General features: G+C 56.5%; 9 protein-coding genes and 1 pseudogene. 9 read left to right on the top strand and 1 reads right to left on the bottom strand.

Features of this window, described 5'->3' with window-relative positions:
• Window positions 1–883 precede the first annotated feature (883 nt).
• The 5 genes and pseudogenes from E9954_RS07930 to E9954_RS33300 form a co-directional block, all read left to right on the top strand.
• Window positions 884–2,383 carry an alpha-L-fucosidase gene (locus tag E9954_RS07930; RefSeq protein WP_136078667.1) on the top strand — a complete coding sequence of 500 codons (1,500 nt, stop codon included), beginning with the start codon at window positions 884–886 and terminating at the stop codon, window positions 2,381–2,383.
• A gap of 45 nt (window positions 2,384–2,428) precedes the next feature.
• Window positions 2,429–3,571 (top strand): putative glycoside hydrolase, encoded by a 1,143-nt coding sequence (locus E9954_RS07925; RefSeq protein ID WP_136078666.1) that lies wholly within the window; start codon window positions 2,429–2,431, stop codon window positions 3,569–3,571.
• Window positions 3,572–3,672: 101 nt separating this feature from the next.
• Window positions 3,673–7,686 carry a putative glycoside hydrolase gene (locus tag E9954_RS07920; RefSeq protein WP_136078665.1) on the top strand — a complete coding sequence of 1,338 codons (4,014 nt, stop codon included), beginning with the start codon at window positions 3,673–3,675 and terminating at the stop codon, window positions 7,684–7,686.
• Between the two features lie 9 nt (window positions 7,687–7,695).
• A complete protein-coding gene (locus E9954_RS07915; RefSeq protein WP_136078664.1) occupies window positions 7,696–11,550 on the top strand; it encodes a putative glycoside hydrolase in 3,855 nt (1,284 codons plus the stop codon).
• Window positions 11,551–11,601: 51 nt separating this feature from the next.
• Window positions 11,602–11,811 (top strand): annotated as a pseudogene (locus tag E9954_RS33300) (helix-turn-helix domain-containing protein); the annotation flags it as partial.
• A gap of 513 nt (window positions 11,812–12,324) precedes the next feature.
• On the opposite strand, the gene E9954_RS07905 reads toward E9954_RS33300, so the two are convergent.
• Window positions 12,325–13,416, bottom strand: a complete 1,092-nt coding sequence (locus E9954_RS07905; protein WP_136078663.1) for a GntR family transcriptional regulator — start codon at window positions 13,414–13,416, stop codon at window positions 12,325–12,327.
• A gap of 266 nt (window positions 13,417–13,682) precedes the next feature.
• Here E9954_RS07905 and E9954_RS07900 point away from each other — a divergent pair, with 266 nt between their 5' ends.
• From E9954_RS07900 to E9954_RS07885, 4 genes are all read left to right on the top strand, one after another.
• On the top strand, window positions 13,683–16,268 hold the full coding sequence (locus tag E9954_RS07900; protein ID WP_136078662.1) for a hypothetical protein: 2,586 nt from the start codon (window positions 13,683–13,685) through the stop codon (window positions 16,266–16,268).
• Between the two features lie 54 nt (window positions 16,269–16,322).
• Window positions 16,323–17,192 (top strand): PEP-CTERM sorting domain-containing protein, encoded by an 870-nt coding sequence (locus E9954_RS07895; protein ID WP_136078661.1) that lies wholly within the window; start codon window positions 16,323–16,325, stop codon window positions 17,190–17,192.
• 64 nt (window positions 17,193–17,256) lie between these two features.
• Window positions 17,257–22,077, top strand: a complete 4,821-nt coding sequence (locus E9954_RS07890) for a LamG-like jellyroll fold domain-containing protein (RefSeq protein WP_136078660.1) — start codon at window positions 17,257–17,259, stop codon at window positions 22,075–22,077.
• Entirely contained in the window at window positions 22,074–26,219 is a 4,146-nt protein-coding gene (locus tag E9954_RS07885) for a LamG domain-containing protein (protein WP_136078659.1), read from the top strand. The genes E9954_RS07890 and E9954_RS07885 overlap by 4 nt, the downstream gene beginning before the upstream one ends.

The following is a 26,219-nucleotide window of genomic DNA, read 5'->3' as shown; positions in this document are numbered from 1 at the left end:
GGCAAAATGATTCTCGGTGCGGACAAAGAGAGATTTTACAGGACTATTTATAACAGGACTATTTCCGGTGCGGGCGCAGGGGAAATTCGTGTTCATTGGTGTTCATTCGCGGTTAAGCAAATCGTGCATTTTTTTTAACAGAATAATTAGTACAAAATAATTCATGGTTACGGCATAAAGGAAATCATTCTGTCCTAATTGTTCTGTCATTTTTTCTGCTGCGAAGCCGCTTTGGTGTGAATCATACCCAATTAAACAGGTTTGTTTTTTTACCACAGAGGTCACCGAGACACAGAGCAATTGAACATTCCCGCTCCTCTGCGCCTTCGTGTCCTCTGTGGTGAGACCATTCAAGTAAAGTTCATATAGGGATGAAGAGCCTGGCGGTGGTCTTTGTGCTATGCGCGCAATTGCTTCTCAATTGTGTGGTCAACTAGAACCGCCCGCACCGGTTTTTAAAGCGGCGTGGCCTTTCAGTTCCCGCCGCACTCCAAGATTTCTTTCCGCCCCTCCACGAACGGCTCGGATGGAACCTCGCCCTCCAACCCGTTTTTTTCACAAGACGATTAACGACAGGACAATTTCCGGTGCGGACGGAGCGGTTCGAAAAATCCCTCCGCACCGAAATAGTCTTGTCGTTCAATTGTCCTGTAGAAATACCATCCGAACCGGTTTTTAAAGCGGCGTGGCCTTTCCGTCCCTGCCGCACTCCAGAATTTATTTCCGCCCCTCCACGAACGGCTCGGATGGAACCTCGTTCCATAAAGAGGCTTTCTTTCCGGCATCCCTAATACGTGCGATGGCGGGGGGGGGGATTCGTGGTAGGTTATTGCATCGGATATGGGTCCGAGGCTACGGAATGCAGTGAAAACAGGATGGTGGAATGAATCAATCGAAGTTTAAGCAAGGCTGCGGCATGGCCTGCGTTTTATTGTTTTGCTTGCAGGCGGGGGCGCAGATCAAACCGACGTGGGAGTCGATGGCGGAACATTACACGGTTCCGGAGTGGTTTGTGGATGGAAAGATCGGCGTCTGGATGCACTGGGGGATTCCCTCGGCGACGGACGAGGACCGGCCGAACGACGGCTCGCATTATGGCCGCCGCATGTATGGGCCGAACGACGGCGAAAGCGGCGCACAGTTAAAAATGACCGAGGAGCTTACGGCCTTCCATACCAAGCGGTACGGGCCGCCCTCCGAGTTTGGGTATGAGGATCTTGTTCCGCTTTTCACGGCGGAAAAATGGGATCCGGATGCGCTGGTGGACTATGTTAAAGGCAACGGGGCCCGTTTCGTTATGCCGGTGGCCTGCCACCACGACAATTTTGATATGTATGATTCGTTCCATCCGTGGAACTCGGCGGCCATGGGGCCGAAGCGCGACACGCTGAAGGAGTGGAAGGCCGCGGCGCAAAAACACGGGTTGAAGTTTGGGGTTTCGACGCATCTCTACTGGTCGCCCCGGTTCTTCAACACCGCGCGGCAATACCAGAAACCGGGCACGCTGGAGGCGAAGCTGTTCAACATGGAGTTCGATCCGAAGGAGTATTCGAGACAGGACAGCTGGAACGAGCACTGGTATGCGCGGTGCTGGGAGATCATCGAGAAATACGATCCCGACCTGTTCAACAACGATTGTCCGTTCCCGAGCGAGAAGACCGGCAAGAGCCTTGGGGTTCAATTGTTCTCTTCCTACATCAACCGGGACCTGAAGGAAAACAACGGCAAGCAGACCGTGGTCTTTTCCTGCAAAAGCGGAAACCTGGATCGGAAGGCCTTCACCTATAATCTGGAGCGCGGGGCTTCGGCCGATATCCAGCCCGAACCGTGGATGTGGGCGACCGACCTTTCCGGCGGCTGGTACTACCGCAAGGGCGCCGTTAATAAAATGAGCGTGCCGGTGATGATCGGCAATGCCGTGGATGCCATCAGTAAAAACGGGGTGGTGATGATGAACATCGCGCTCAAGGGGGACGGCACGATTCCGGCGAACCAGGCGGCCTATCTCGACGCGTTCGGCATCTTCCTGAAAACCTGCGGCGAGGGAATCTATGGCAGTCGTCCGTGGAACATATACGGCGAAGGACCCACCAGGATCAAGGATGGCCGCCAGGGCGAAAACAAGGCGGACTTCACCCAGGCGGACATCCGCTTCACCACCAAGGACGGCGTCCTCTATGCCTTCGTGCTGGCGAAACCGGAAAAGGATATTGTGATCAAGGCACTGGCCGACGGCGGACTGTACGGGAAGAGGATTTCCAGCATTTCAATGCTGGGGAGTTCGGAGAAGCTGAAGTGGAAGCAAGCATCCGATGCGCTGGTGATTTCGCTTCCGAAGAGCCTGCCCGAAGGGCTCTGCGTGGTTGGATTCCGGATTGATTAAGGGTATTGGCATGAAGAGGGTTCAGGCCGTTTGTTAAGGAGAAATATGAAGATTGTTTTTTATTCGATGTTGATGGTGGCTTGCGTGGCGGGCGCGGATAGGATGCCCGATTTTAGTTGGGACCGCGTGCCGTTGTATGTGCATATCCGGAAGGATACCGCGTTCACCAACGATGAGATCAAGTATCTCGCAACCTTTCCGCTCATTACGTTTGAGAAGGCCACGGGGCACAAGGATTCCGGCTCCGTGGAGGCGGGAACGCTGAAGGCCGCGCGGGCCGTTAAGAAGATTAATCCGGACACGAAGATCCTCTATTACCGCAACGTGATTGTGCATTACGGAGGCTATGCCGCCGATGACGGGTTGAAGGATATTCCGGGCGCCTTCCTGAAGGGGCGCGATGGCAATACGAAACTCATCCGCAACCGTGTGCAGGCCTACGATCTCTCGGATAAGGCGCTGCGCAGCTGGTGGGTCGATGCCGCAAAGGATGTTTGTTCCGATCCGTCGGTTGATGGAATCTTCCTGGACGGTGTCGTCAAGGTGCTGGAGCCGGGCTTCCTGAAAGGCCCGATCGGCGCGGAGAAGAAGGCCGACGTGTTGGGCGGGTATGTGGCGATGATGGAGGATACGCGCAAAATGCTCGGGCCGAAGAAGCTCATGCTGGCCAATATCCTGAGGGCGCGTTTTCCGGATTCGGGGCTCGCTTACATGAAGGCGCTGGATGGTTCCTATATCGAGGGCTTCGAGGGCGCCGTGGGGGGGATGTCGAAGAAGGACTATGTTGCCAAGGGCATGGAGGCCTTCCAGACCGCCGCCCGGCAGGGGGCCATTGTTGCCTTCACGTGTGGCCTGGGCGACAACCGGCAGGATGCGGATGAAACCCCGGGGGCTCCCGGAAAGAAGAGCAAACCCGGCAAGGGGAGCGGCGACGCCAGGAACCGTTTCAACTACCAGTTGGCGATGTTCCTGATCTGCGCCGAGAAGTATAGCTATTTTGATTTGAAAGACAGCTATGATGCGAAAAGCAGCAAGACCTGGATGACGCATCCGGCCGACTACGACCGTCCATTGGGCCCGCCCAAAGGGCCGGCGGTTCGGAAAGGCTACACGTACACCCGCCAGTTCGCCCATGCTTCGGTTAAGCTCGATATTGAAAATGAAACGGGCGAGGTGCTCTGGAAATAAAGAGGGGGTTGGGCAAAATACCCTTTTCCGGCGATAGTGGGTGTTGGGCGGCCAATGGTATAAAAACCTGGTTTTTTTTTAATATTGAAAGAGGTGTGCCGGTGAACAGGAAGTCCATCGTTTTAAGTGCTTGTTTGCTGGGGCTGGGTTGCGTTGCGCAGGCGGAGATGCTGGCGGGATATGATTTTGATACGGGCGCCGGAGTGGGCACCTTGGCTGCAACGGCCGAGGGAACCCATGTATCCGCTTCGGCTTTTAATACGGGGCCCGGTTTGGCGAATCAGATCGAAACCTTCTTTGCGCCCGATGACGGCCTGGATGCGGAAGGCAATGCCTTTGGCACAACCAACCGGTTTGCGTTCGGGGGCTCGAAAGCCGATCTGGGGTTTGCAGACATGGGCAACTCCAACCATCTGATCGCCGCGATCGTCGCAAACGACTATTTCGAATTCAGCGTTACGCCGGATGCGAACCATAAACTGCATTTAACGCGTTTAACGTTCCGGGCGTTCGCGGAGGAGTTGACCGGTTCGGCCGAGCGCTGGGCGCTGTTCACTTCCGTGGACGGTTTTTTGGGAGGCACCCAAATCGCGGAGGGGCAGACGAGCGATGCGGGAACGTGGAACGGCGGATCCAATAAGGTGGTGGTCGATTTGTCCGCAGGCAAATTCCAGGGTTTGGGCGGGGTCACCTTCCGCTTCTACCTCTACGGTGGCGGCGAGACGACGAATTCCGCCACTGCGTTCGATAAGGTGGTGGTGCATGGCCTGGCGACCGAGAGCACGGTGGCCGTTGGCTACGACTTCGATGCCGATGCGGCAGACCCCGGCGCCGCAACGGTCGTTGCCTCCAAGTTGGCGGCGAGTCCGCTGACGTCGCCCATGGGCATCTCGTTTGAGGCCACGGCGGGCGATGATACGGGGCTGGATGCCACCGGCGCCGTTTTCGGCAACCCTACCCGGCTCGGGGCTGTGGGGATCGGCGTCGATGACGCACCCACGTCTTCCTTCATCGATGCCGTTGCCGGGGATGACTATGCCACGTTTACCGTTACGCCTGATGCCGGGGCGGCGTTCCACCTGAGCCAGCTCCGGTTCAAGGCGACCAAGCAGGCAGGTGCTTCCGTGGACGAATATGCCCTGGCGGATGCTTCGGGCAACTTGATTGGAAGTGCGGTCGTCATCACGAACGTGGTCGGGCTGGCGGGGGCCTACGATGTGGTGGGCATTGACTTGTCGGGCACGGTCTTTGAAGAGATTAGCGGCCCCACGGAATTCCGCATTTATGCCTGGGGGGCGGAAACCAGCGGAACCGCCGGTACGCTGGCCGCGATCGACAAGCTGACGCTGCACGGCACTCCCGTGAATGCCTCCGGACGGAACAGCCATTTTTGGATGACCTTGCGGCCGCTGGCCGGAACGGCATGGGCGAGCGATACGGATCTGGTGCTCGCCAATGGATACCGCAGCGTGGACCTCGGGTCGCCCGATCTCTCCTGCACCCGGGTGGAAACTGGTTCGAACTGGGTGTATCAAATTACCTGGACGGGGAACAGTCTGCTCGGCGGCGCCGGGGCCGAGACGTTGCGGTTCAATGTGGTGGCCGATGCGTTCAACGGTGCCGACTATGTCTACCGTGCGACTGCAAACGCATCCAGTGTCGCTTCGCTCGGAACGGCTTCCTCGCCCACGGATATCCTCAACCGGTGGGGCGTCGGTACGGACTATGACATCGATGCCGGCGAGTCGATCCGTATGACGCAGCAGGATTTCATGGTGGCAGGGGCGGGCCTTGCCGTGAACGGACTCGAGCTGGAACGTTCATTCGAGTCCATCCTGGTGGAGGAAACCAATGGCGGCTATGACCATAAAATCATTTTCGGGACGGGAACGAACCTGCCTTCCGCGAGCTTCCAGCAACCGACGGCAACCTATGCGGTGAACGGGGACTCCTTTTCCGTTACCGGGGCGGGCAGCAATGCCGGAGCCCGGCAGTGGGCCATCCAACAGGTCAAGTTCAGCTTCGTCATAAAAAACCCGGCGCTAACGGTGGAGGATCCCGGGCATCCGTTTTCCGACCTGGAAAACGGGCACTCCTACGGAGCGACGCCTTACGAGCCAACCTCGACCAACAAACTCGCCAATGCCTTCCCTGCGTTTTCCTGGAAGGTCATTCCCCGGACCATGCTGATCCGCAAGGCGAGCAATTCCTTCACGGTCGAGGAGAGCGAGCGGATTGCCAACCGCTACGACTTTGTTGTGTTTGAAAAGGCCAATGGCGGCATCGATGGATACCGGGATAAGGCGGCCTCGCTGAAGGCCGTGAACCCGGACATCAAAACCGTCTTCTACTGGAACTCCCGGATCTATTACGGACACTACTCGGTCGATGATTCGATTAACGACCATTACGACGAATACATCGATCCGTACTTCACGATTCGGGACGGGTTGCCGACCTATGTTCGGGAAAACCCCGAATGCCTCGACTGGTGGGTTGGGGTTTGCCTGAAAATGATGGGGGTGGAAGCGGGGACGGCCGCGAATGGGACGCCCTTCCAGCCTTCCAACATCGACGGCACCTTCGTCGATAAATCGGGTGTCCCTTCCTGGATGCTGGAGGCGCTTTATACGAACAGCCCCGGCGACAAGTTCATCATGAACAACAATGGCGATAACCGGTCGCGCATTACGCATCTGGATGGGACCTACCGGGAAGGTTGGACGGAGGGCGGGAGCGATGATGCCATCGCCTACGCCATTGCCCTTGCCCAGGAAAGTGGACGCAACCAAAAGCTGACGATGCTCCGGAACCCGACAAGCGGAAAGGCCAGCGAGCGCGAGATGGAAGACTCGGTCGACTTTGTGCTCGGCGTCTATCTGACCTATGCCGAAAAGTATGCCTATTTCTACCACCAGCAGAGCGTGGATGCCACGGATCCGGTCTATCAATGGCTGACGGATTACTACGACCAGTTCCAACGCCCCTTGGGCGAGCCCTTTGGCGAAGCCATCAAGGATGGTTGGGTTTATGCCCGGAGCTTTGAACACTGCGATGTCTTCCTCGATCTGGACCCGGATTCGGGGGCATCGAACCTGACCCGGATTCTGTGGAAGAACGATGTCGGCAGTTCGGCGTTGGCCGGCGGCGGATCTTCCAACACGGATGATACCTATGTGCTGCAAGGCGGCGGAAACATGTCCGGCACCTCGGACAGCTTCTTCTATCTCTCCGACCTCCACTATGGAAGCGGGGAAATCGTGGCCTGTATCGATTCTCTGGACCATACCCATGCGGAGGCCAAGGCGGGCATCATGTTCCGGGAGCGGAACGAGCCGGCAACGCAAGACGGATACATCGCCGCCTACAGCAATGGCACCATCCTCGTTTCCGGCGCCCGTACGGTCGCGGTGGTCCGCGATCCGGCAGGGCAGATGCAGATGGTCTATCGGTCGGCAACAAACGGCCCCCTGCAGACGGCGGGAACCGTGGAACAGGCCTATGGGCCGTACGCCAGGCTGGCGCGCAGCGGCGACACTTTCATCGGACAGTGTTCCCCGGACGGGGAAAGTTGGACAAACATTGCGGAGGTTGTTCTTTCAATGGATGAAAAGGTGGAGATGGGCATGGCGGTCTCCTCCGGGGACAACGCTGTTTTGGCCGAAGCGGTCTTCAGTGCATTTTCACGCGTTGAATATTCGCCGGGCGGCTATATGGAATGGGTTTCGCGCTTTGGCCTGACCGGCGCTGATGCGGAGCAGTCCGCCGATGTGGAGCGCGGCGGTGCCGGCGACGGCTACGACAACCTGGCGGAATATGCCCTCGGCATGAACCCGACCGATACCGATGCCGGTTCCAGGGATTGGACAGATATTGTGTCGGAGGGCGGAACAAACTGGTTCGAGTATGTCCACGGCCGCCGCTCCGACTATGTCGAGCAGGGGCTCAGCTACCTGCTGATCGACTCAACGAATCTGGTGGCTTCGGCCACATCCACCAACACGCAGGATCAAATCCTCGTCGGCCTTGGTATCGATGGCTACGAGCCCGTCACCAATCGGTACTTGATCGAGGAGCCCGAAAAATTCATTGAGTTCCAGGTTCGGCAGGAGTAGAGCGAAAAGATGAAAAGGAGCCTATATGCGTTAAGGTTTTGCTTGCTGGTGGCGGGGGCTACCTGGGCGGATATCCATACAACGCTGGATTTTGCGGATCTCAACGCGGCGCTGTCGAACAACACCCTGATGGTCAATGGATCTACCAGCAATCTGCTGGTTACGGGGGGGGGCTCGGGTAACGACTATATCTATTCGGTGGCCTATGCCGGTGCGGATTTTGACGCGGACGGCACCAACGACACACTGGTTTTCGATCTGTTGGTCGAAGGCTTTTCCGGCACCGTTGCGACCAATGCGGGGCTCGGTGCTTCTTCGGCAGCGATCGGCTCGGCGGATGCGGGTGTGTTTGTCGCCGGCCAAAAATGGCATGTGGTCGACGACCGGATGAACGCTGGGGAAACACTCCGCTTCACGGTTTTGAATCCCACCTCCAGTGTCGGATCGGTTGCGTTTGAGGGCTTTGGTTCGGTTGCCGCCCATGAAGGGGCCAGCTATGGCCATGAGGCGGTCATCGGTGAGGGGACGGGGCTGGACGGGTATACCTTCAACGACAACCTGACGATGGCGGTCAGTCCGGCGGAGAGCCCGCTCTTCGTAAGCTCGGCAACGGCGAACGCCACCAAAGCCCAGTGGGGGGTCGGCCATGTTGATTTCGGCCTGACGGTCAGGGTTGAGGCCGAGCGTAGGGTCGTGGAGTGGGACGGCACGGTGGACGGCAACTGGAACATGCCGGGGAACTGGTTGACGGGCGCTGTGCCGGGAACCGATCCTGGTGATTGGGTGATCTTGAGCGGAAGCAACGACGCGCCGGTGGTCGCCACCGTGGTGGAAACCACCAACTCCTGTGCCATCCGGATCGACGATGGCGCCTCGCTGGAGGTTGCCGATGGCAAGCTGCGCTGCGAGGGCATCGTGCTGGATGGCGGACAGTTGCAGTTGGTGGGGGGCGCCGATGTGGAGGTGTCCGGCGATTTGCGGGTTGGGGATTCCCCTGGGTCTTCCGTTGGGTTGCGCTCGGGGAGCCTGGCGGTGGATGGCGAAGTTTATGTCGGCAACGGGTTGTTCGAGGTTGAGGGGGATGCACACGCAATTGCCCTGAACGATTTTACCCTGGCATCGAATGCGACGCTTCGGTTTGATTTTGATCTCAAACCGGCCAGCACCATTCAGGTTGCGGACCGGTTGACCATTGCGGAGGGTGCAAAGCTGGAGATTGACCTGCGGGGCTACAACACCGGCGGGAACGAGCTGGAACTGGTGACGTTCGGTTCGGTGAACGGTTCCTTTGATCCGGCGGATATTGCCATTACCGGCCTGGGCGGAGGCGTTGTGAGCATGGACGGAGACAGCCTGAACCTGACGGTGATCGATGATGTTGCCGCGCGCTCCTGCGCCCTCTGGTTTGTGGCAACGGGAGGAAGCGGGGCAGATCCGCTGGATCTCCAGGTGAATACGGGGCGGCGCATACGAAACATTTCATCACCCGACATGAGTTATGCCTTGACGGTTGATGGGGACGAGAAGGTCTACTCCGCCAGTTGGTCGGGATCCGATTTTGACGGGGATGGCGTCAACGACACGGTTTCGTTTGATCTGCGGGTGGAGGGCTTTTCCGGTTCGACCCATACCTACGACAGCACCACCGGAACCGCTTCGATGACGGCGCTGGGAAGCGCCGACGCGGTCGCAGGCGACGGCAGCGGTTGGGGCGTGGGCGCCGACGGTGATCTGGATGCCGGACAGACGTTGCGGTTCAGCGTGGAAAACCTGACGCTATCCACTCCGGGGGGCGTCATGGAAGGCTTTGTTGGAATGCAACTGGTTGAACCCGGAGGAGGGAACAACCATGTCCTGATGGTTGGAGCAGGGGACGACCTGGATGCTTGGACGTCGAACTATTCAACCAGCATCGGCTTTTCTCCGGAAGATCCTCTGCTCGTCACATCCGGCGCCGACTCGAAAGTCCAAGTGAATCGCGTCGCCTTTAAGCTGATGGTTTCGGAACTACCGGATATTTGGGATACCGAAACGGGCGATTATTCGCATCTGCCGACGGGGCCGCAGCATCGAAGCGAGTATGCGGCGGTGACGAACATTCATTATCCGGACTGGTCGTGGGATACCCTGCCGATGTCGGCAGGCGTTCACCGAAACGACACGATTCCCGAAGAGGTGGCCGAGCTGATGGCAAACACCTATCCGGTGATCTCCTTGGGCGGTCGAAATTTTTATGGCGAAGCCGATGTTGAAGCCGGGATGAGTGCCGTGTCCGCCACGCTGAAAAAGTATAATCCCGATGTGTTTACGACCACCTATAAAAATGCCGGGCTGCATCACGATCGGACGGCGGCGAACGCCTATTTCGACGAAGAGGAGTGGACGCTCTACCATCTCGATGAAGACGGCAACCGGGTCTACGATACCATCCGGGGGTGGTATCGCTATAACCACAACCATCCGCAGTGTCGGGAGTGGTGGTCGGACTGGTGCGTGGCCCGGCTCGAAGATCCCAACATCGACGCGATTTTCATCGATAAGGCGACGGGCGGCGAGCAAGCCTTGCTGAATGACGACGGTGAAATCGAAGCCGGATCAAACCGGGTTAAATCGTATGTCAGTATTTGGGAACGCCTGCCGGCGGGCGATATGCTGACGGGGAACATTTTGCGAACCAGCCGCTTTGGCGGTAATCGCGAACTGTTGCACCTATTCAACGGCGCCTATTCCGAAGGCTGGGAGAGCGGCAATGGCGACAGCCTGGTTGCGATGAACCGTGCCGACGGAATTTGTGCCAGCCTGCAGCTGTTCCGCGAAGCACGGGTGAAGGGCCTGATTGTGAACCCCAATTATGCCAACCTGAATCATTTTGTCTTAAGTGGGGACGATGCCAAGGCAATGATTGCGGAAGGCCGTGCGGATGAGGTGGTGGATGTCATCCGGGAAGAGATCCAGCTTCCGCTGGCCTATCATTTGATTACGTTGGCGCCTTATTCCTACTTTAGTTTCCAGGTTGTGAATTCCGGGGAATTCGGGGCCGAGGAATTTCTCTGGAACACCAAACCCTATATCGAAGAGTTCCGCCACCCCCTCGGCGAGCCCCTGGGGCCGCCCGTTCAAGACGGCTATGTTTTCACCCGCTCGTACGAGCATGTGGAGGTTTGGCTGAACGTAGAAACGGAAGAGTGCAGGATGACCTGGGACTGGATGCCGATCGCCGATGCGCAGGCGGTTGAAGTGGATGAAGGGAGTTCGGTCGCCATCACCCTGACGGGTTCGGAGCCTCGAGGCAGTAATTTTACCTTTGTGGTCGCTTCCCAGCCTACCAACGGGGTGCTCACCGGCACCGCGCCGAACCTGGTCTATACCCCCAATCCCGGCGCTTCCGGCGAGGATGGCTTCACCTTCAAAACCGCCAACGACCTGGCCGAGAGCCTGAAGGCCACGGTGTCAATCAGCGTGAACAATGCTTATTCCACATGGACTACCCGCTACGGTTTGACTGGCACCAATGCATTGCCGGGTGCAGATGTAGAGAACGACGGCTACGACAACCTGGCGGAATATGCCCTCGGCATGAACCCGACCAACGCGGATGCCGGTTCCAGGGAGTCGATTGGAATCGCGGTCGACGAAGGAACAAACTACCTTGAATACGTCCACGCACGGCGCACGGATCATGTCGCGCAGGGATTGGACTATCTACTGATCGATTCAACGAGTCTGGTGGATTCCGCCTCCACCACCAATGCGCAAGACCAAGTCCAGGTTGGCCCCGCCATCGATGGCTACGAGCCCGTCACCAACCGCTATTTAACCGATGATTCCGCAATGTTCATCCAGCTCGAAATCCGGCAGGAGTAATTTCAACCACTGGATGAGCCTCGGAATACAAATAAATCATTAAACGATAAGATCATCAGCACCAAACTCGGATTGCTAAATCTGGCTGAAGAACTCGTCAATGTATCTTAGGCATGCCGGATCATGGGATTCAGCCTGGATTCTTTCTGCCGTTACAAAGAAGCGAAGGAGACCGGAGGCGTGGACGCCTTGTTCGATTCCAACCGCCGAGTACCCAACCGCAAGAACTGGGTCGATGAACGCACGGAAACGGCGACAATGGCCACCGAGAATCCGGTTGCCTGACCAGCGCCAGGCAGGAAGGGTTCAACAACAGGGTTGGAAGTGATTAGCGACCAAGCTTTGGTTGCTTGACGCGACAGGCCTGCGGCTACCGGGATGAACGGTACCTCCACCTGAAAATCTACGATCTGCCGAACCTATCGACAAGAAGGAACCTTTGAGACGCTCTTCCGAGAAGAACCGTCTGCTGGGATCGTATATCTGAAGTGATAGACATCCTTTGCTCGGATGGCATGCGGCACCTTCATAACGAATTTTTTTGTACCACGATTTGTACCAAATCTAGGAAACCCTGAAGCCATGACACACAATAGCCTTTTGAGCCCAGGGTTTAGGTGAAGGGTGGTGGCGGGGGATGGGTGCGAATTCCATTTTTTCAGACGCTGGAATTCTGCTGTTCTAAATGGCTCTATATTTGTTGTTTAGGATTTCGTATTTCTTGTCTTCTTCTGATTTGGCGGCTGAGATTTAGTGATAGTTTAGGCGCAGTAATCAGTTGAGGGTGTGGATTTCGTGGTTGAGGATTTGGATTTTTGGAATGTTCGGTTTCCCCTCGCAGATATCGATAAGCATCTGAACCGTGCTGGCACCAATATCTTCGATGGGTTGGGTGGCAGAGAATTGTATGTTGGCGTGTCCTTGATCCTTCTCGTAATCGAACGTGGCGCAGGGGAGTTGCTTTAGTTTGAGTAGCGGTGGGGTCTGGAGTTGGTCGCAGAAGCTGATGATGCCGTCGAGCATGAGCAAATCGCTGAGTACCACCGCATCGGCGGCGAGGTTGCGGGCGGTGTAGATGCCGGCGCATTCGCGGCCAGCATCTTTGAGGCAGACCGGCATGCTGTTGCAGATCACCAGCCGTTCATCGAACGGGATATCGTTTTTTTTCAGAGCGGCTTTATAGCCGTCGAGCCGGCGGCGGCGGGCTTCGGTATTGAACTGAAAGCTGATGTAGGCGATTTGTTGAGCGCCGGAATTGATCAGTTTTTCAGTTAGATCAAAGGCAGCCTGATGATCGTCAATATCGACGCAGTATGCGTTAGGCGCATCTTTCTGCGAGGATCCGGCCCATACGGTCGGGCAATGCAGACCCGCCAGGAATTCCTGCAGTTTGCCGTGGGTGGCGAGGTAGGGATCGACCACGATGGCTCCCTGGCACTCTACGGCGTGATAGATGTCGCGGATTTTAGCGAAGTCGTCGTCTTCAATCTGTTCGGCGTGTACAGCGAGGTTGATGGTGGCCATGCCGTTTCGGATGGCGGTGGTTTGCATGGCATAGAGCATTCGGGAGAAATACCACTCATCCTTGATGTCCCACGAAGGCCACGGGGAAATGACGAGAACTATTTTGGATGAACTGGAGGCCGGTTTGCGGATGAGGGTGGTTCCACGCCCGGCGCGACGCTCCACGTAGCCTTCGTTTTTGAGCGAAGCCAAGGCTTTGGCGATGGTCATGCGGTTAATGCCCAATGTTTCGCTGATCTGGGTTTCGGTGGGTAGCAGGTCGCCGGGTTGCAGCTCGTCGCCATTAATCAGTTCCCGAACATACTGGTAGGCAATGTCTTCTTTTGTGTTAGGTTTGGCCATGTTTCCTCAAATGCTGAACATTTAAAGCATTCCGGTGTGTGATTTACAATTATAAACTTTATTTAGATCGTCTAACTGTTGTTTTCCTTGGATTTTGGCATGTGCATTAGAAAGGCATATTAAGCATAGGACTGCGATCTAGTGCGTTGCAAATGATAAACATATAACACTAAAAAACATTACAATAAGGTTGACGGTTGGTTTTTTTCATGGTTTATATGCGACCATATCTTGAAGCAACAGCAATCCCAACAGGAGGTAGAGGAATGAAGGAACGAGTAGCATTGTTATCAGCCGGCATGATGCTGGCCGCGGTTACGACGATGGCCACCACGATTAATTTCACAGAGGTGGAAGGCTATTCTGCCGGACAGTTGACAGCGAATTCAGACTGGGGAGGGCACACCGCCTTCACCGTGGATCCGACCGGGTCAGGTACGGTTGCACTGGATGGCTCGCAAAACTTTAAGAAGGCATTCTACAAAACCGGTCTGGCATCGAACGAGTCTTACCGTGTTGGGATGAAGTTTTCATTCAACCGCAGCACGAACAGCGTCACGTTCAATAATCCCAGTGTTGCGTCCGCCGAGTTTACAGAGATTGCGGGAACGGGGGGCAAGCGGATCGCTTTGCAACTGCAACGCATGAAGTATAATGCATCGACCAATCCTGACAGTAAAAAATTTCGTTTGGGGGGAGTGATTAATTCCGGTGCGGCTAATTATTTTCCAAACTCGGGAACGTTTGATGAGAGCGTTCTTGGATTCGATGATGCTTCCGACAACGTATCGGATGATCTCTGGATGGAAATGCTGCTGGTCCGCGGTGCCACCGAGACGAATTGGAATGCGACCTATATCCTGAGCAACCTGACCGACACGGTTCAGCTGATGTCCTATGAAACGGGAGAGTTCGACACCTCTTCGGCCTTTTTTACCGATGACCTCTATGCCGTGCTTGGCAACGTGAATTTTGAATCCGATTCACAAACATCCAATCGGGTGGTTGAGCAGTTTATGTTTGATATCGGTGCTGTGCCTCCGCCCCCGCCGGTTTCCATTGATACCCACTTTACTTTGGCCGAGGGGTATGTTGCGGGCAATCTGGGTGCCAATGCCGATTGGGGCGGTCACGGTGCCGATTTCCAGGTGAACCCCACCAATACAGGCATCGTTTTGCTGTCCAGTAGTGAACAGTTCAAGAAGGCGATCAATCAGATCCCGCTGACTTCCAACGAGGTCTATAGCGTTGGTATTGAATTCGCTTTCACCCGGATGGCCACCAATACGATTAGCCAGCAAGATGTCATCAGTGTCGAATTCAAGGAAACCACCACGACGGCTAATGATTCCGGTCGCACGTCTATGCAGCTGCAACGCTTTAATAATGATTCGTACCGGTTGGCCATGGTCGACCAGAGTGGTGGCGGCAGCTCATTTCCGAAGTCCGGCATCTTTCAGGAAGGCGATCTCGGCTTCGATACTAATGAAACGGTAAGCGTTTCGGACGATCTGTGGCTCGGCTTTACAATGACGCGAGGCTCAAGCGAGCTCCTCTGGACAGGGGTGGGCGTCATCAGCAACCTCACCGAAGGGACGGAGGTCGTAACGCACCCGGTTTCATTTACCACGTCTTCCGACCTGTTTAACGATGGCAGCCTCTACGCCATGTTTGGATGCCTGAACTATGAAAGCGTGTCTTTTACCTCCAACCGCGTAGTGGATCGTTTTGTCGCCACTGCCGGTACTTCTCCGGCAGTGGCGGAGCAACCGATGTTGGTCGAATTCTCGGCAGAGCAGGGCTATGTGCCGGGCGATGTGGTCGGCCAGTTGGGTTACTGGGGCGGGCATGCCGGAGAAAACCTGGTGGATGGAACGACCAACTATCTGGTTTTGTCGTCCAGTGCCTCCGACAACTTCCGGCAGGCCACCTACACCTATCCGCTGTCCACAACCAACAGCCAGCTCGAAGTGGGGGGAACCTTCCGCTTTAACTGCGCAACCAATGCAACGCCGAACCAGAACAGCATGATGATCTTTGCGCTGAAGGACGGAATATCCACCGGTGATGACAACATGCGCGTTGTCTTGAACCGCGCAACAACCAATGCGCCCATATTCCAGCTCGGGTTTAATGAAAACTCGGGCGGTTTCTCGTTCACGAACAGTGCAAACCTTACGGGCGCTGATCTCGGATTCGGGCCGGGGGATGATCTTTCGGACGAACTCAAGATGTCATTGATCGTCTATCCCGGAACAGAAACCAACAACTGGTCGGCGCTCGTGGTGCTGAGCAATCTGACCACCGGCGTGGAAGTGGATCGCCTTTCGGTTCCTGCAGGAGAAATCATTGTGAGTGAGTCATGGAATTCCGCGCCGGCTCTGTATGGCAACATCAATAGTGGCTGGTTGGAATCGCAAACGCTCACCAGTAACCGGCAGGTGGAAAGCTTCTATTTAGCCATCCGTAACTTCGAGTCGGCCTATGCGGAATGGGCCGCTGCCAACGGCGTCGGCGGCATGGATGAAGATTTCGATGAAGACGGCCTGAACAACCTTGGTGAGTATGGCCTGGGCGGTGACCCGAAAGATCCGGACGACACGGGCATCAAGTTTACAGCCATCAACGGTGGAGACTTCGAGTTCATACACGCGATGCTGGCGGATCCGGAAAGCGGTATTGAATACATCGTGGAAGTCAACGATATGGGAAATCTGGTTCTCGGAGGCTGGACCAATACCGGCATCACGGTAACGAGCGGTGCGCTCGACAGTGAATTCGACATGGTTACCAATTCCATTCCAATGAGTGGAAGCCAAGAGTTCATCCGCCTGCGGATCAACGAACTTTAACGATATGGAAACCGGAAGACCCGACGGGTCTTCCGTTCTTAAAAGGAGATACTCATGAAAAAGATGATCGGTATTGCTTGTTTGGTTTTATTGGCCGGCGGGGCGCATGCATCCGTCGTAAACTTCACGGCGGCGGAAGGCTATTCCGGTGACGGTTCCAGCTGGGCAAGCCGGCTGGATGCCCAAACGCCAACGACCGGCTCAAGCTGGGATGAAACCGCAGGTAGTGGCACCGGCCGCTTTCGCGTGGACAGTTCCGCCGGAGCAGTTCATCTGGATGGTGACGCAGGCTATAACAAGGCCATCTACCAGGAGGCTCTTTCCTCCTCTATGACGGAATATACCGTCGGGATGAAGTTTTCCTTCAACCGGGACTCCGCCCAGCTTACCACCAAGGCAAACGTGATTGCCGTCGAGCTGACCGAAGTGGCGTCCGGCGGAAACCGGCTGGCGATGCAGCTGGAGCGCCAGCCCAACGCGAACAGCGGGAAATACCGGCTTTCATTCTGGGAAAACACGGGATCCGTAAATACCTCGGGCAACGCCGGGTGGTCGGACGAAACGGTTTGGGGCTTCGCCGATGCCGCTGACACAACGTCGGACGATCTTTGGCTGGGCATGACGCTCTACCGCGGTGCAGACGCCTCGTCCTGGATGGTATCCGGTGTGCTCAGCAACATGCTCACCGGGGCCTCTGTTGAGATGGGAACCGGAGTTGTGGGAGAATTTGATACGTCGTCGGCCTATTTTACAGATGATCTGTATGCACTGATGAATTCTTCTAACAAAGATTCGGAAGGGAACTTTTCCAACCGCGTGGTTGATCAGTTTTCCGTTACGGCCATTCCCGAACCCGCAACGCTGGGACTGATTGCAGGTTTTGGCGGTGCTGTTTTGTTTATCCGCCGCAGATTCATGATGTAATCCTGAAACGGATAAATTTACGAAAAACCCCGTTTCCCCGCGGGGTTTTTGGTAAGGTGAAAGCATGAAAACAGGATGGATACAGCAGCTGGGGTTGGCGCTGGTGCTCACTTCGGGTGGAGCATCGGCCAGCGACTGGCAGCGCAACACGTTTCCGGGGCAGGGGCATGTGGACCATGGATTTGCGCCCGGCGCGGGCTGGAGCCACATGGAAAGCACCATGGATATCTCGGTGTCTCCGCTGGACCCGAATTTTCGCGCCGTGCTTGAAAACGAGTGGGGCGCGGTCTACACCGAAGACGGCATCAACTATAAGCCGCTGCGCATGCAGCACATCGGTGCGCCCGAGTGTTCCGCTCAGAGCGTCGAATTTTCGCGCTATGATGCCGACACCTTCTACCTGCGCATTGCTCACGAATATTGGGACAGCATCGATCCCGTCAACTCGCCCGCCGGCTTGTGGCGCAGCACCGACCGCGGCGAAACCTGGCAGCATCTTTACCAGCCGCCCGCCGGTGGCTACGAACACGACAGTGCGGACAACAACGGGCGGACAATGATTCTGGAAGACCCGTGCCCCGCGCGCTCCAATCATCTCTGGTTTGCATCCACCTCCGAGGGGCTTCTGCGCTCCACCGATAACGGTGCGAGCTGGTCGTCGGTTGCGGACGGATTGTTCCGCCGCCGCATGCGCATGGTTACCGCTGTAACCAATGACGCCAACGAAACCATTTTGTATGCCATTGCTGAAAAAAACATGCCGCGCCACACGGCCGGCGAAACCATTCCGCTCGATGCCTGGGCTCCCGGCGATGTTGCCGCGCAATGGCAGTTTAACGAAAACCTCGAAGATGCATCCGATAATGGATACGACCTCGCCGGATCGGTGTCCGGTTGGACCGATTCTGTCATAGAAGGTCGTCATGCCGCACTGTTCGATGGCACAACCTTTTTGGACTCTATCAATCTTACGTATGCCGGAACATATTCGGATCTGTCGGTGTCGGCCTGGGTGCAGACCACCAACAATGCCGATCAGGTCATTGTGTCATACGATCCAAACGAATACTTCGAACTGGGAACCCGTCAGGGCGGATCCGTGACCAACGTTGCGTTAGAGGAATTCACGACCGGTTATGTTCCCGGGGAGCTTAGAAACCATAGCAGCTGGAGCGGCGACGCAGGCTTCCTGGTCGATACCAACAGCCCGGGGATGGTGACGCTGGATGACTCCACCTCCTGGAAAAAAGTCATCCATGGAACCGGGATGGGTTCCAACGATATTTATTCGATTGGAGTTCAGTTTTCATTCAGCCGCGATACAACGGCATTGAGCGGCGATAAAAATTTCCTGGCATTGGAAATTTTTGAAGCGCCGGTAACGGGTGCAGGCCGGTTGGCCGTGCAGTTCAAGCGGCGCGCCTGGGATAATGAGAAATACAAACTGAACTTCTGGGAGAACACCGGCAGCTCAAGCACCGGCGGAGACTCCGGCGAGTTTGATGAAGATGCGCTTGGGTTTGACAGTGCAGCGGACACAGAGTCGGATGATCTCTGGCTTCAGCTGACTCTGACCCGCGGGGAAGACGCGGCTTCATGGTCGGCCGTTTGCATTCTCAGTAACCTGACCGACGGGGTTGAGGTGAAGCGTCATTCTCCTTCCACATTTGATACATCAGCCGCCTATTTCAACAATCCATTGTACGGAGTAATCAATCAGGCCGATCAGCAGTCCAATACACATCTCTATAACCGGATCATATCGCGGTTTGAAACATCCGCCGGCGATGCGCCGGGCGGGGTGGTCTGGGCCGTTCGCGATTCCGGTGGAACTGTGACCGAGGTGGTCGGCCCGCGCATCGACGACGGCGACTGGCACCACGTGGCCGGTGTGTTTGACGGAGGAGATGTGGAGCTGTATGTGGATGGCGAAAAAGTCGCCGCCGGGGATGCCGGAGGCTCGCTGCTCGGTAGCGGGAACGCTGTTAACGGCGTCATTGGAGAAAATTTCGTTGGCACGCTCGACGACCTGCGCATCTACAATTCGCGCGCGCTGACCCTCACATACGCCCGTGGAATCTACCTGGAAGAAGATCACAAAAACCCGATGCCGCAGGGACAGCTCTGGCGCATCCGCGTGGATGCTGCCGGAGACATTGCTGAAGCCGTTCGCCTTCACGCCCCGCTGGCCGATTTCCATAGTGTGGAAGTCAATCCGCTCGATCCCTCATCCGGCTGGGTCATCCGCAAGAGCAATCCATTCGGCTATCCCTATGGCGGACGCGAACTTCATCGCTTTTCCAACTTCGGCGAAACGCTCACGCTCTCCACCGCCGTGCGCAACGAAAAATATCAGACCTTCGATGAAATTCTGGTGAACCCCGGCGACACCAACCAGGTGTTCCTTGCCTGCGGCGGCCCGATGCGCTATGGCCTGCGCTGCTCCATCGATGGCGGCACCACATGGCTGGATACCGATCGCAAGGTCGGCGATCATCTTCCGTCCATCGACAGCTGGACGCCCATGGACTATCAAACCTACGGCGCGGGACTTGAAAGTGATATCAACGCCGTCTTTTCCGGTTCGCCGTTTGCCTTTGTTCCCGGATCGCCAAACAAGTTGCTGTGGATTTGCGCCACGCACGGCGGGGTGTTCGAAAGTTCCGACTACGGTGCCACCTGGGAGACCGCAGCGACCGGCGGGCCGATCAAGGATCTCGGCCAGTTCAATGTAGCGCACGGCGATCCGGACCGCTGGTCCATCGGACTTTATGAACATGGTTTTTCTGTCACCACCAATAACGGACTGAGCTGGACGGCCCAAACCCATCATAATGACGACCTGCTCGCAAGCCTGGCCAATCAGGCGCAGGCCAACGGATCCTGGTGGACGGCGGCACGCGTCGGATGCGGTGTGGCGTTCCATCCGGTTGATGCCGACATCATGGTCGCGGCGTGGTCGCAGAAAGGTTATCTGCTGCGCTCTACCGATGCGGGGCTTTCCTGGACGGATACCGGCTTCCGCAATCCGATGGATCTATGGGTGGATGTTTTCTGGAGCCGTACTGATCCAAACCGTGTTTATGCCGGTCGCATGAAAAGTGATGATGCCGGCGTGACCTGGAGCGATATCGGTAAAGTGGTCATTTCGGTTTGCGATTCCGACTCCGATCTACTTGTCGGCGTCAACAGTTGGCAGACGGATGTGACGGCCGCCAGCCTCAATATGCATGTATCGACCGACGGTGGTGACAGCTGGACGAGCCTGCCCGACCCGCCGCGAGAAACCGTTCCCGGCACGAGCAAGCAGTGGCTGGTAACCGCCAGCGGGCGCAAGTGGAACTGCATGGCCGATGCGCTGGTTGCCATCGATCCCGCTTCGGAAAACCTGCGCATTCTGCTCGCCGGTCGCAGCGGCATCTATGAATACAACCAAGCTTCCAATGATTGGACGCTCCGGAATATCGGCTTGGAAAGCAGCACGCACTATAATCTCATCGAACCGGTGCCTTGGATGGGTTTTGTCGTCTTCGATCCGCGCCCCGGCTCTGGGCACATTGTATACGCCGCCAAGCAGAACGATGACCGAACGCTCGGCGACTGGGCGGGCGAGGAAAATCTGAACCACGCCTATCCCGGCGGTGAAAACTTTGAACCGTTCTACCGTTCGCTCGACGGCGGAATCACCTGGGAAAAACTGCACAGTTGTCCGGATGCACCGAGTGCGGCGATGATTGAATCCATGACCGTTGACATGCGCGGGCGCATGTTCGCCGCTACGACCGAGGGCATCTATATCTTTTCCGACGAAGATGCGGGGCTCGGCGGAGACACCATCGAATTTGTTGCTGACGAAGGCTATGTGAACGGCGATCTCGTCGGGCAGCTGAGTTGGGCGGGGGATGCCGGCTCATTTATGGTGGATACCAACCTGCCCGGTTCGGTATCGGTCGGTTCCAGCGCCTGGAAGAAAGTGAACCACAGTCCTGCGCTGGCCGGGGCTTCCGGGTCTTCGTATACGTTGGGCACCGAGTTCCGTTTTTCGGAAACAGCCGCGTCTTCCGGCAGCCAGAATATGTTCCGCCTGGAATTCGGCGGCTTCGGCAACGAAGCGGCATCGCTCAGTTTCAAGCGCCTCAATTCCGGGAAATATGAGCTGGGCTTCTTTGAGAATTCAGGCAGCAGTTCCTTCTTCAACGGAACCGATCTGCTTCCCGAAGATATCGGCACAACGAACGGGGCAGGCGCTGCATCCGATCCGCTGTATCTGGAGCTGTCGCTCACCAAGGGCGCAACGGAGAACAACTGGATGGCGAAGGCCGTGTTATACAACCTGACGGATGATCCCGGCAGATTGAGCGCTCCGTTGGAATCCTTCACGGTCGATTTTGTTTCATCGACGGACTTCTACGAAAGCCTGCTCAGGCCAACGCTCAATTCTGCGGCAGCGCTTGCGGCTAATATTTCAGACGTGGTGGTGGAGTCGGTTTATTTCGAGTCCGGCGCTACTGCGTTTATGAGCTGGATTGCCGGGTATGGATTGTCGGGTGCGGATGCCGGGTATACGGCCGACCCGGACTTTGACCTGCTCGACAACCTGACCGAGTATGCGCTAGGTGGTATTCCCACCAATGCCGGGGATGAAGGTATTCTTCCAATCCTTGGAGAAACCTATGTCTACCGACGCCGCCTCGATCCCGAAGTCGCCGGGTTGGAATATTGGGTTGAAACCTCATCCAATCTGGTTTCCGGGATCTGGACCACCAATGGAATCGTCGAGATCGATACAGGATGGATTGATGCCGAGTTTGAAGCGGTCACCAACGAGGTGGGCGCCGCGGACAGTGATCAGAAATTTATTCGATTGAGGATCTTTGGCGAATGAAACGAATCATAGCCATTCTGTTGCTTGTATCCGGAGCGGTGCTGGCAGGCCAGTGGCAGCGCAACACGTTCCCGGGGCCGGGGCATTTTGAAAACGGCCATCCGGCGGGAGCGGGCTGGGATCATGTCCAGCAGGGGCTTGATATTGCCGTGTCTCCATTTGATACCGACCGCCAGATTTTTCTCGATAACGAGTGGGCGATGGTGATGACCTCGAACGGTCGCGACTTCCTGCCGCTACACCATCCCTATCTCGGCACGTATGAGGCCAAGGCACGGGCGGTTAAGTTTTCGCGGGTTGACCCGGAGACCATCTATGTGCTGATTGCGGCGCGTCCATGGAAAAGTCTGCCCGCCGGCTACACGCCTGCCGGGCTGTGGCGTTCGCCGGATCTGGGCGAGACCTGGGAACACATTTATCAGCTGCCGTCCGGCTCCTACGAGTTGATCGAAAACAAGACCGGAAAAAACCGCATTCTGGAAGATCCAACGCCCACTCGTTCCAACCACATTTTTCTGGGAACCACCACGGATGGACTACAGCGGTCGACCGACGGAGGGGCAACGTGGTCGCTGTTGGCGCCTGAGCTGGCGGATCGGTCGATTAAGCATTTCTCGGCTGCGACGGTGGGCGGTACGAACACGGTCATCTATGCTTTGCTGAATCCGCGCCGTATGCCGCGCCACATTGCCGGCCAGAATGTGCCCGCCTATAATTTTGAATACACCAATTATTCCGAAAACTGGAGACTGGATGAGAAGCTGGTCGGCGGCAATAAAGCCTATGATTTAGTCGGTACCGTTTCCGGCTGGAATGAATCGTGTGCCGATGGATCCCACGCGGCGGAGTTTAACGGAACCGTTGCCAATCGTTTGACGGCCTCCGGAATGGTCTACACCAACGTTCAGGAAAAATTGACGGTTTCCTGTTGGGTCAAAACCACCAACAGTGCTGATCAGGTCATGGTGTCTGCCGGTTCGAATGACTATTTTGAATTCTCCATGGTTGGCGGGCAGGTTAAATGGACGGTTCGTGCAGGCGATGGTGTACTTCACGAGCTTTCATCCTTAACGGCGGTCGGGGACGGCGAGTGGCACCATGTGGTCGGTTCCTGGAATGCCGGAATGATGCACCTTATTGTCGATGGCGAGGAAGAGGCCACGGTTGATGCCGGTGTGGATGATTTCGGGCATGCCGGTGCAGGTCAGGTTTATGTGGCCGGAGTGGCATCGGGGATCAGAAATTTTACGGGCTCGTTGGATGATATCCGAATCTACGACGCGCTGGGCATGACGGTGCACCAGTCGCGCGGTCTATATTTTGCGGACAGTAGAGCCAATTTTGCGATTTCGCAGGGGGAGCTGTGGCGGATAGAGATTGAAGCAAATGGCGCGGTCAGCTCAACCACCCGGTTGCATGCGGGGTATTCCGACTTTGTGGATGTGGAAATCGATCCGTCTGATCCATCGAAGGGCTGGGTGATCCGCCGGGCCTTTCCGGCACGCTGGCCGCAGGGCGGACGCGAGTTGCAGGAGTTTTCCGATTGGGGCGAAACCCTGACCTTATCTACGGCCGTGCTGGGTACGGAAAATAGCGATACCTTTGCCAGCGTGCATGTCAATCCGGCGGATGCAGATCATGTGGTGCTGCTCTGCGGAGGAAGGATGCTGGATGCGGTGCGCTATTCGCTGGATGGCGGCGCGACGTGGCTGGGTACCGACCGCTCGGTCGATGGCTATTGTCCATCGCTGATGGGGTGGACGCCCTCGGATCATGATACCTACGGGCTCGGCCTCCGCGAGGATGATCTTCGATCATGGGCCTCGAAAAACTTTGCGTGGGTGCCGGGAAAATCCAATGAGGTGATTGTGTGCACCAAGTGGGTCCTCGGCGGCCTGATGAAGAGTTCGGACTTCGGTGCGAATTTTGCCACCTATGCCAACGGGGGGCCCTGCAAGGCGATGACGCAGATTGCCGTTTCGCCAGGCAATCCGGATCACTGGAGCATTGGTGCCAAGGAATACGGTGTGGTGGTTTCTACAAACGGCGGTTTGATGTGGAAGGGCATCTCGCATCATAACAACCAGCTTTTTGATGACCTGGGCGATGCTGCCAATCCGCTGCCCGGAGTCTCGTGGGGCGACTCGCGCAACATGAGCGGCATGGCTTACGATCCCAACAACACCGACCACATGATCGGCTCCTACTCGGAAGTCGGCAACATCCTTGAATCGTACGATGCAGGGGTTAACTGGATTGATACCGGTATCAAGCAACCCGATACGCTGTATATCAACTGTCTGGTTTTCTGGTCGTCGGTGAACACCAACCGTGTTTATGCCGGGCGGCTGCGGAGCGACAGCGGCGGAAGCAGCTGGACGGACATGAACAAATACATCGTCACGATGTCATCCTCAAATCCCGACCTGATCATCGGCGTTGACGACATTGAGGTGGGCGTGGATGCGGCCAGCCTAGGCATGTATGTGTCGGTCGACGGCGGAGCAAACTGGACGCCTCTTCCCGAGCCGCCGAAAGAGGCCGTGCCGGGGCTTTCGGGAAAATTCTGGCATGTGTCCGGCATGAGAAGAACGTACAGCCTACCCCCGCAAAAACTGCTGGCCATCGATCCGGCGACCAGCGCGGGCAACCTGCGCATCCTGATGGCCGGCCGCAGCGGCATCTATGAATACTCCGAAGTTTTCAATGATTGGGAACTCAACGACACCGGCCTGGAACCGAACCTCTATTTCAGCGCGCTTGAGCCGGTGCCGTGGATGGGGTTTGTGGAGTTCGATCCGCGCCCCGGATATGAACATGTTGTTTATGCGTCTAAGAGCCACAACCACCATCAGCTCGACCGATGGGCTGAAGGCGAGAACCTCAACCATCCGGTTCCCGGCGGGCTGCTGATGGAGCCGTTCTACCGTTCGGTGGACGGCGGCATCACCTGGGCCAAACTGCACGGCCCAACGCAGCCGGACGCGCCGGAGGCCGTCACGATGATCAATTCGATGCTGGTGGACACCGAAGGCCGTTTCTTCACGGCCTGCGCCGACGGCATGTATATCTACACCCACGATGAAATCGAGCGCACAGTCATTGAGTTTACGGCGGATGAAGGGTATGCCTCCGGCGAGCTGGTCGGGCAGGGCGGTTGGACGGGCGATGCCGGCACCTTTACCGTGAATACAAATGGAACAGGGTCGGTCGCTGTGGATGCCAATAGTTGGCAGAAGGCATACTACACACCTGTTTCGGGTGATGACCTCAAGGTGGGTGCGACCTTCCGGTTTACTGAGACGGCTGCGTCGGTGGCCGAAAAGAACCTGTTCCGCGTTGAGTTCGCCGCATCGGACGGCTCGGTCATATCGCTCAGCTTCAAACGTCGGGCGGATGGCACCTACCGGCTCGGGCTGTTTGAGGATTCCGGCGGGAGTTCGTTCAAGAGCGGAAACACGTTTGCCGCTTCAGACATTGGTACCACCAACGGGCCGGGCTCGGTTTCGGACTGGATTACGATGGAGCTGGCTATGGCTAAAGGCGCAACTGCATCCAACTGGACGGCCACAGCCACTATCTATAACCGGGCAGATGATCCGCTGAAGACCGCCCCGGTGGATACCTATTCACATGCGTTTGTGTCGTCTTCCGCCTTTTTCAGCAATGCGCTTCGCCCCGGCATCAATTCAACGACTGTTTCGGATGCAAACGCCGTGGATCTGCTTGTGGAATCCGTTTGCCTTCAGGCCGGCCAGTCCTTGTTCGGCACATGGATTGCCGGATATGGACTGACTGGCGTGGATGCTGCGATGGATGCGAATCCGGATGATGATTTAATCGATAACCTGGCGGAATACGCGCTCGGCGGGAATCCGACCAACGCGAATGATGATGGGATTCTTCCAAGCCTTGGAAATGTCGATGGCTGGAAATATGTCTACCGCCGCCGCACGGATGACGACACGCTGGTGTATTGGGTCGAAACGACTACCAACCTGGTTTCCAATGGTTGGAAAACCAATGGCGTTGTTGAGGTGGGTGCGGGTGCGGTTGATGACGCGTTCGAGTCGGTTACCAACCGGGTCGATACTGACGAAAGCATGCATGAATTTATACGATTACAGATACAGGGAGAATGA

It is taken from the genome of Pontiella desulfatans (genome assembly GCF_900890425.1).
In the GTDB taxonomy this organism is placed as follows: Bacteria; Verrucomicrobiota; Kiritimatiellia; order Kiritimatiellales; family Pontiellaceae; genus Pontiella; species Pontiella desulfatans.
This window is presented reverse-complemented; position numbering and strand designations above follow the sequence as displayed.

Excerpts from the sequence above, each read along its gene's own strand:
- E9954_RS07930 (WP_136078667.1), top strand. The coding sequence starts at position 884 with ATGAATCAATCGAAGTTTAAGCAAGGCTGCGGCATGGCCTGCGTTTTA.
- E9954_RS07925 (WP_136078666.1), top strand. The coding sequence starts at position 2,429 with ATGAAGATTGTTTTTTATTCGATGTTGATGGTGGCTTGCGTGGCGGGC.
- E9954_RS07915 (WP_136078664.1), top strand. The coding sequence starts at position 7,696 with ATGAAAAGGAGCCTATATGCGTTAAGGTTTTGCTTGCTGGTGGCGGGG.
- E9954_RS07905 (WP_136078663.1), bottom strand. The coding sequence starts at position 13,416 with ATGGCCAAACCTAACACAAAAGAAGACATTGCCTACCAGTATGTTCGG.
- E9954_RS07900 (WP_136078662.1), top strand. The coding sequence starts at position 13,683 with ATGAAGGAACGAGTAGCATTGTTATCAGCCGGCATGATGCTGGCCGCG.
- E9954_RS07895 (WP_136078661.1), top strand. The coding sequence starts at position 16,323 with ATGAAAAAGATGATCGGTATTGCTTGTTTGGTTTTATTGGCCGGCGGG.
- E9954_RS07890 (WP_136078660.1), top strand. The coding sequence starts at position 17,257 with ATGAAAACAGGATGGATACAGCAGCTGGGGTTGGCGCTGGTGCTCACT.
- E9954_RS07885 (WP_136078659.1), top strand. The coding sequence starts at position 22,074 with ATGAAACGAATCATAGCCATTCTGTTGCTTGTATCCGGAGCGGTGCTG.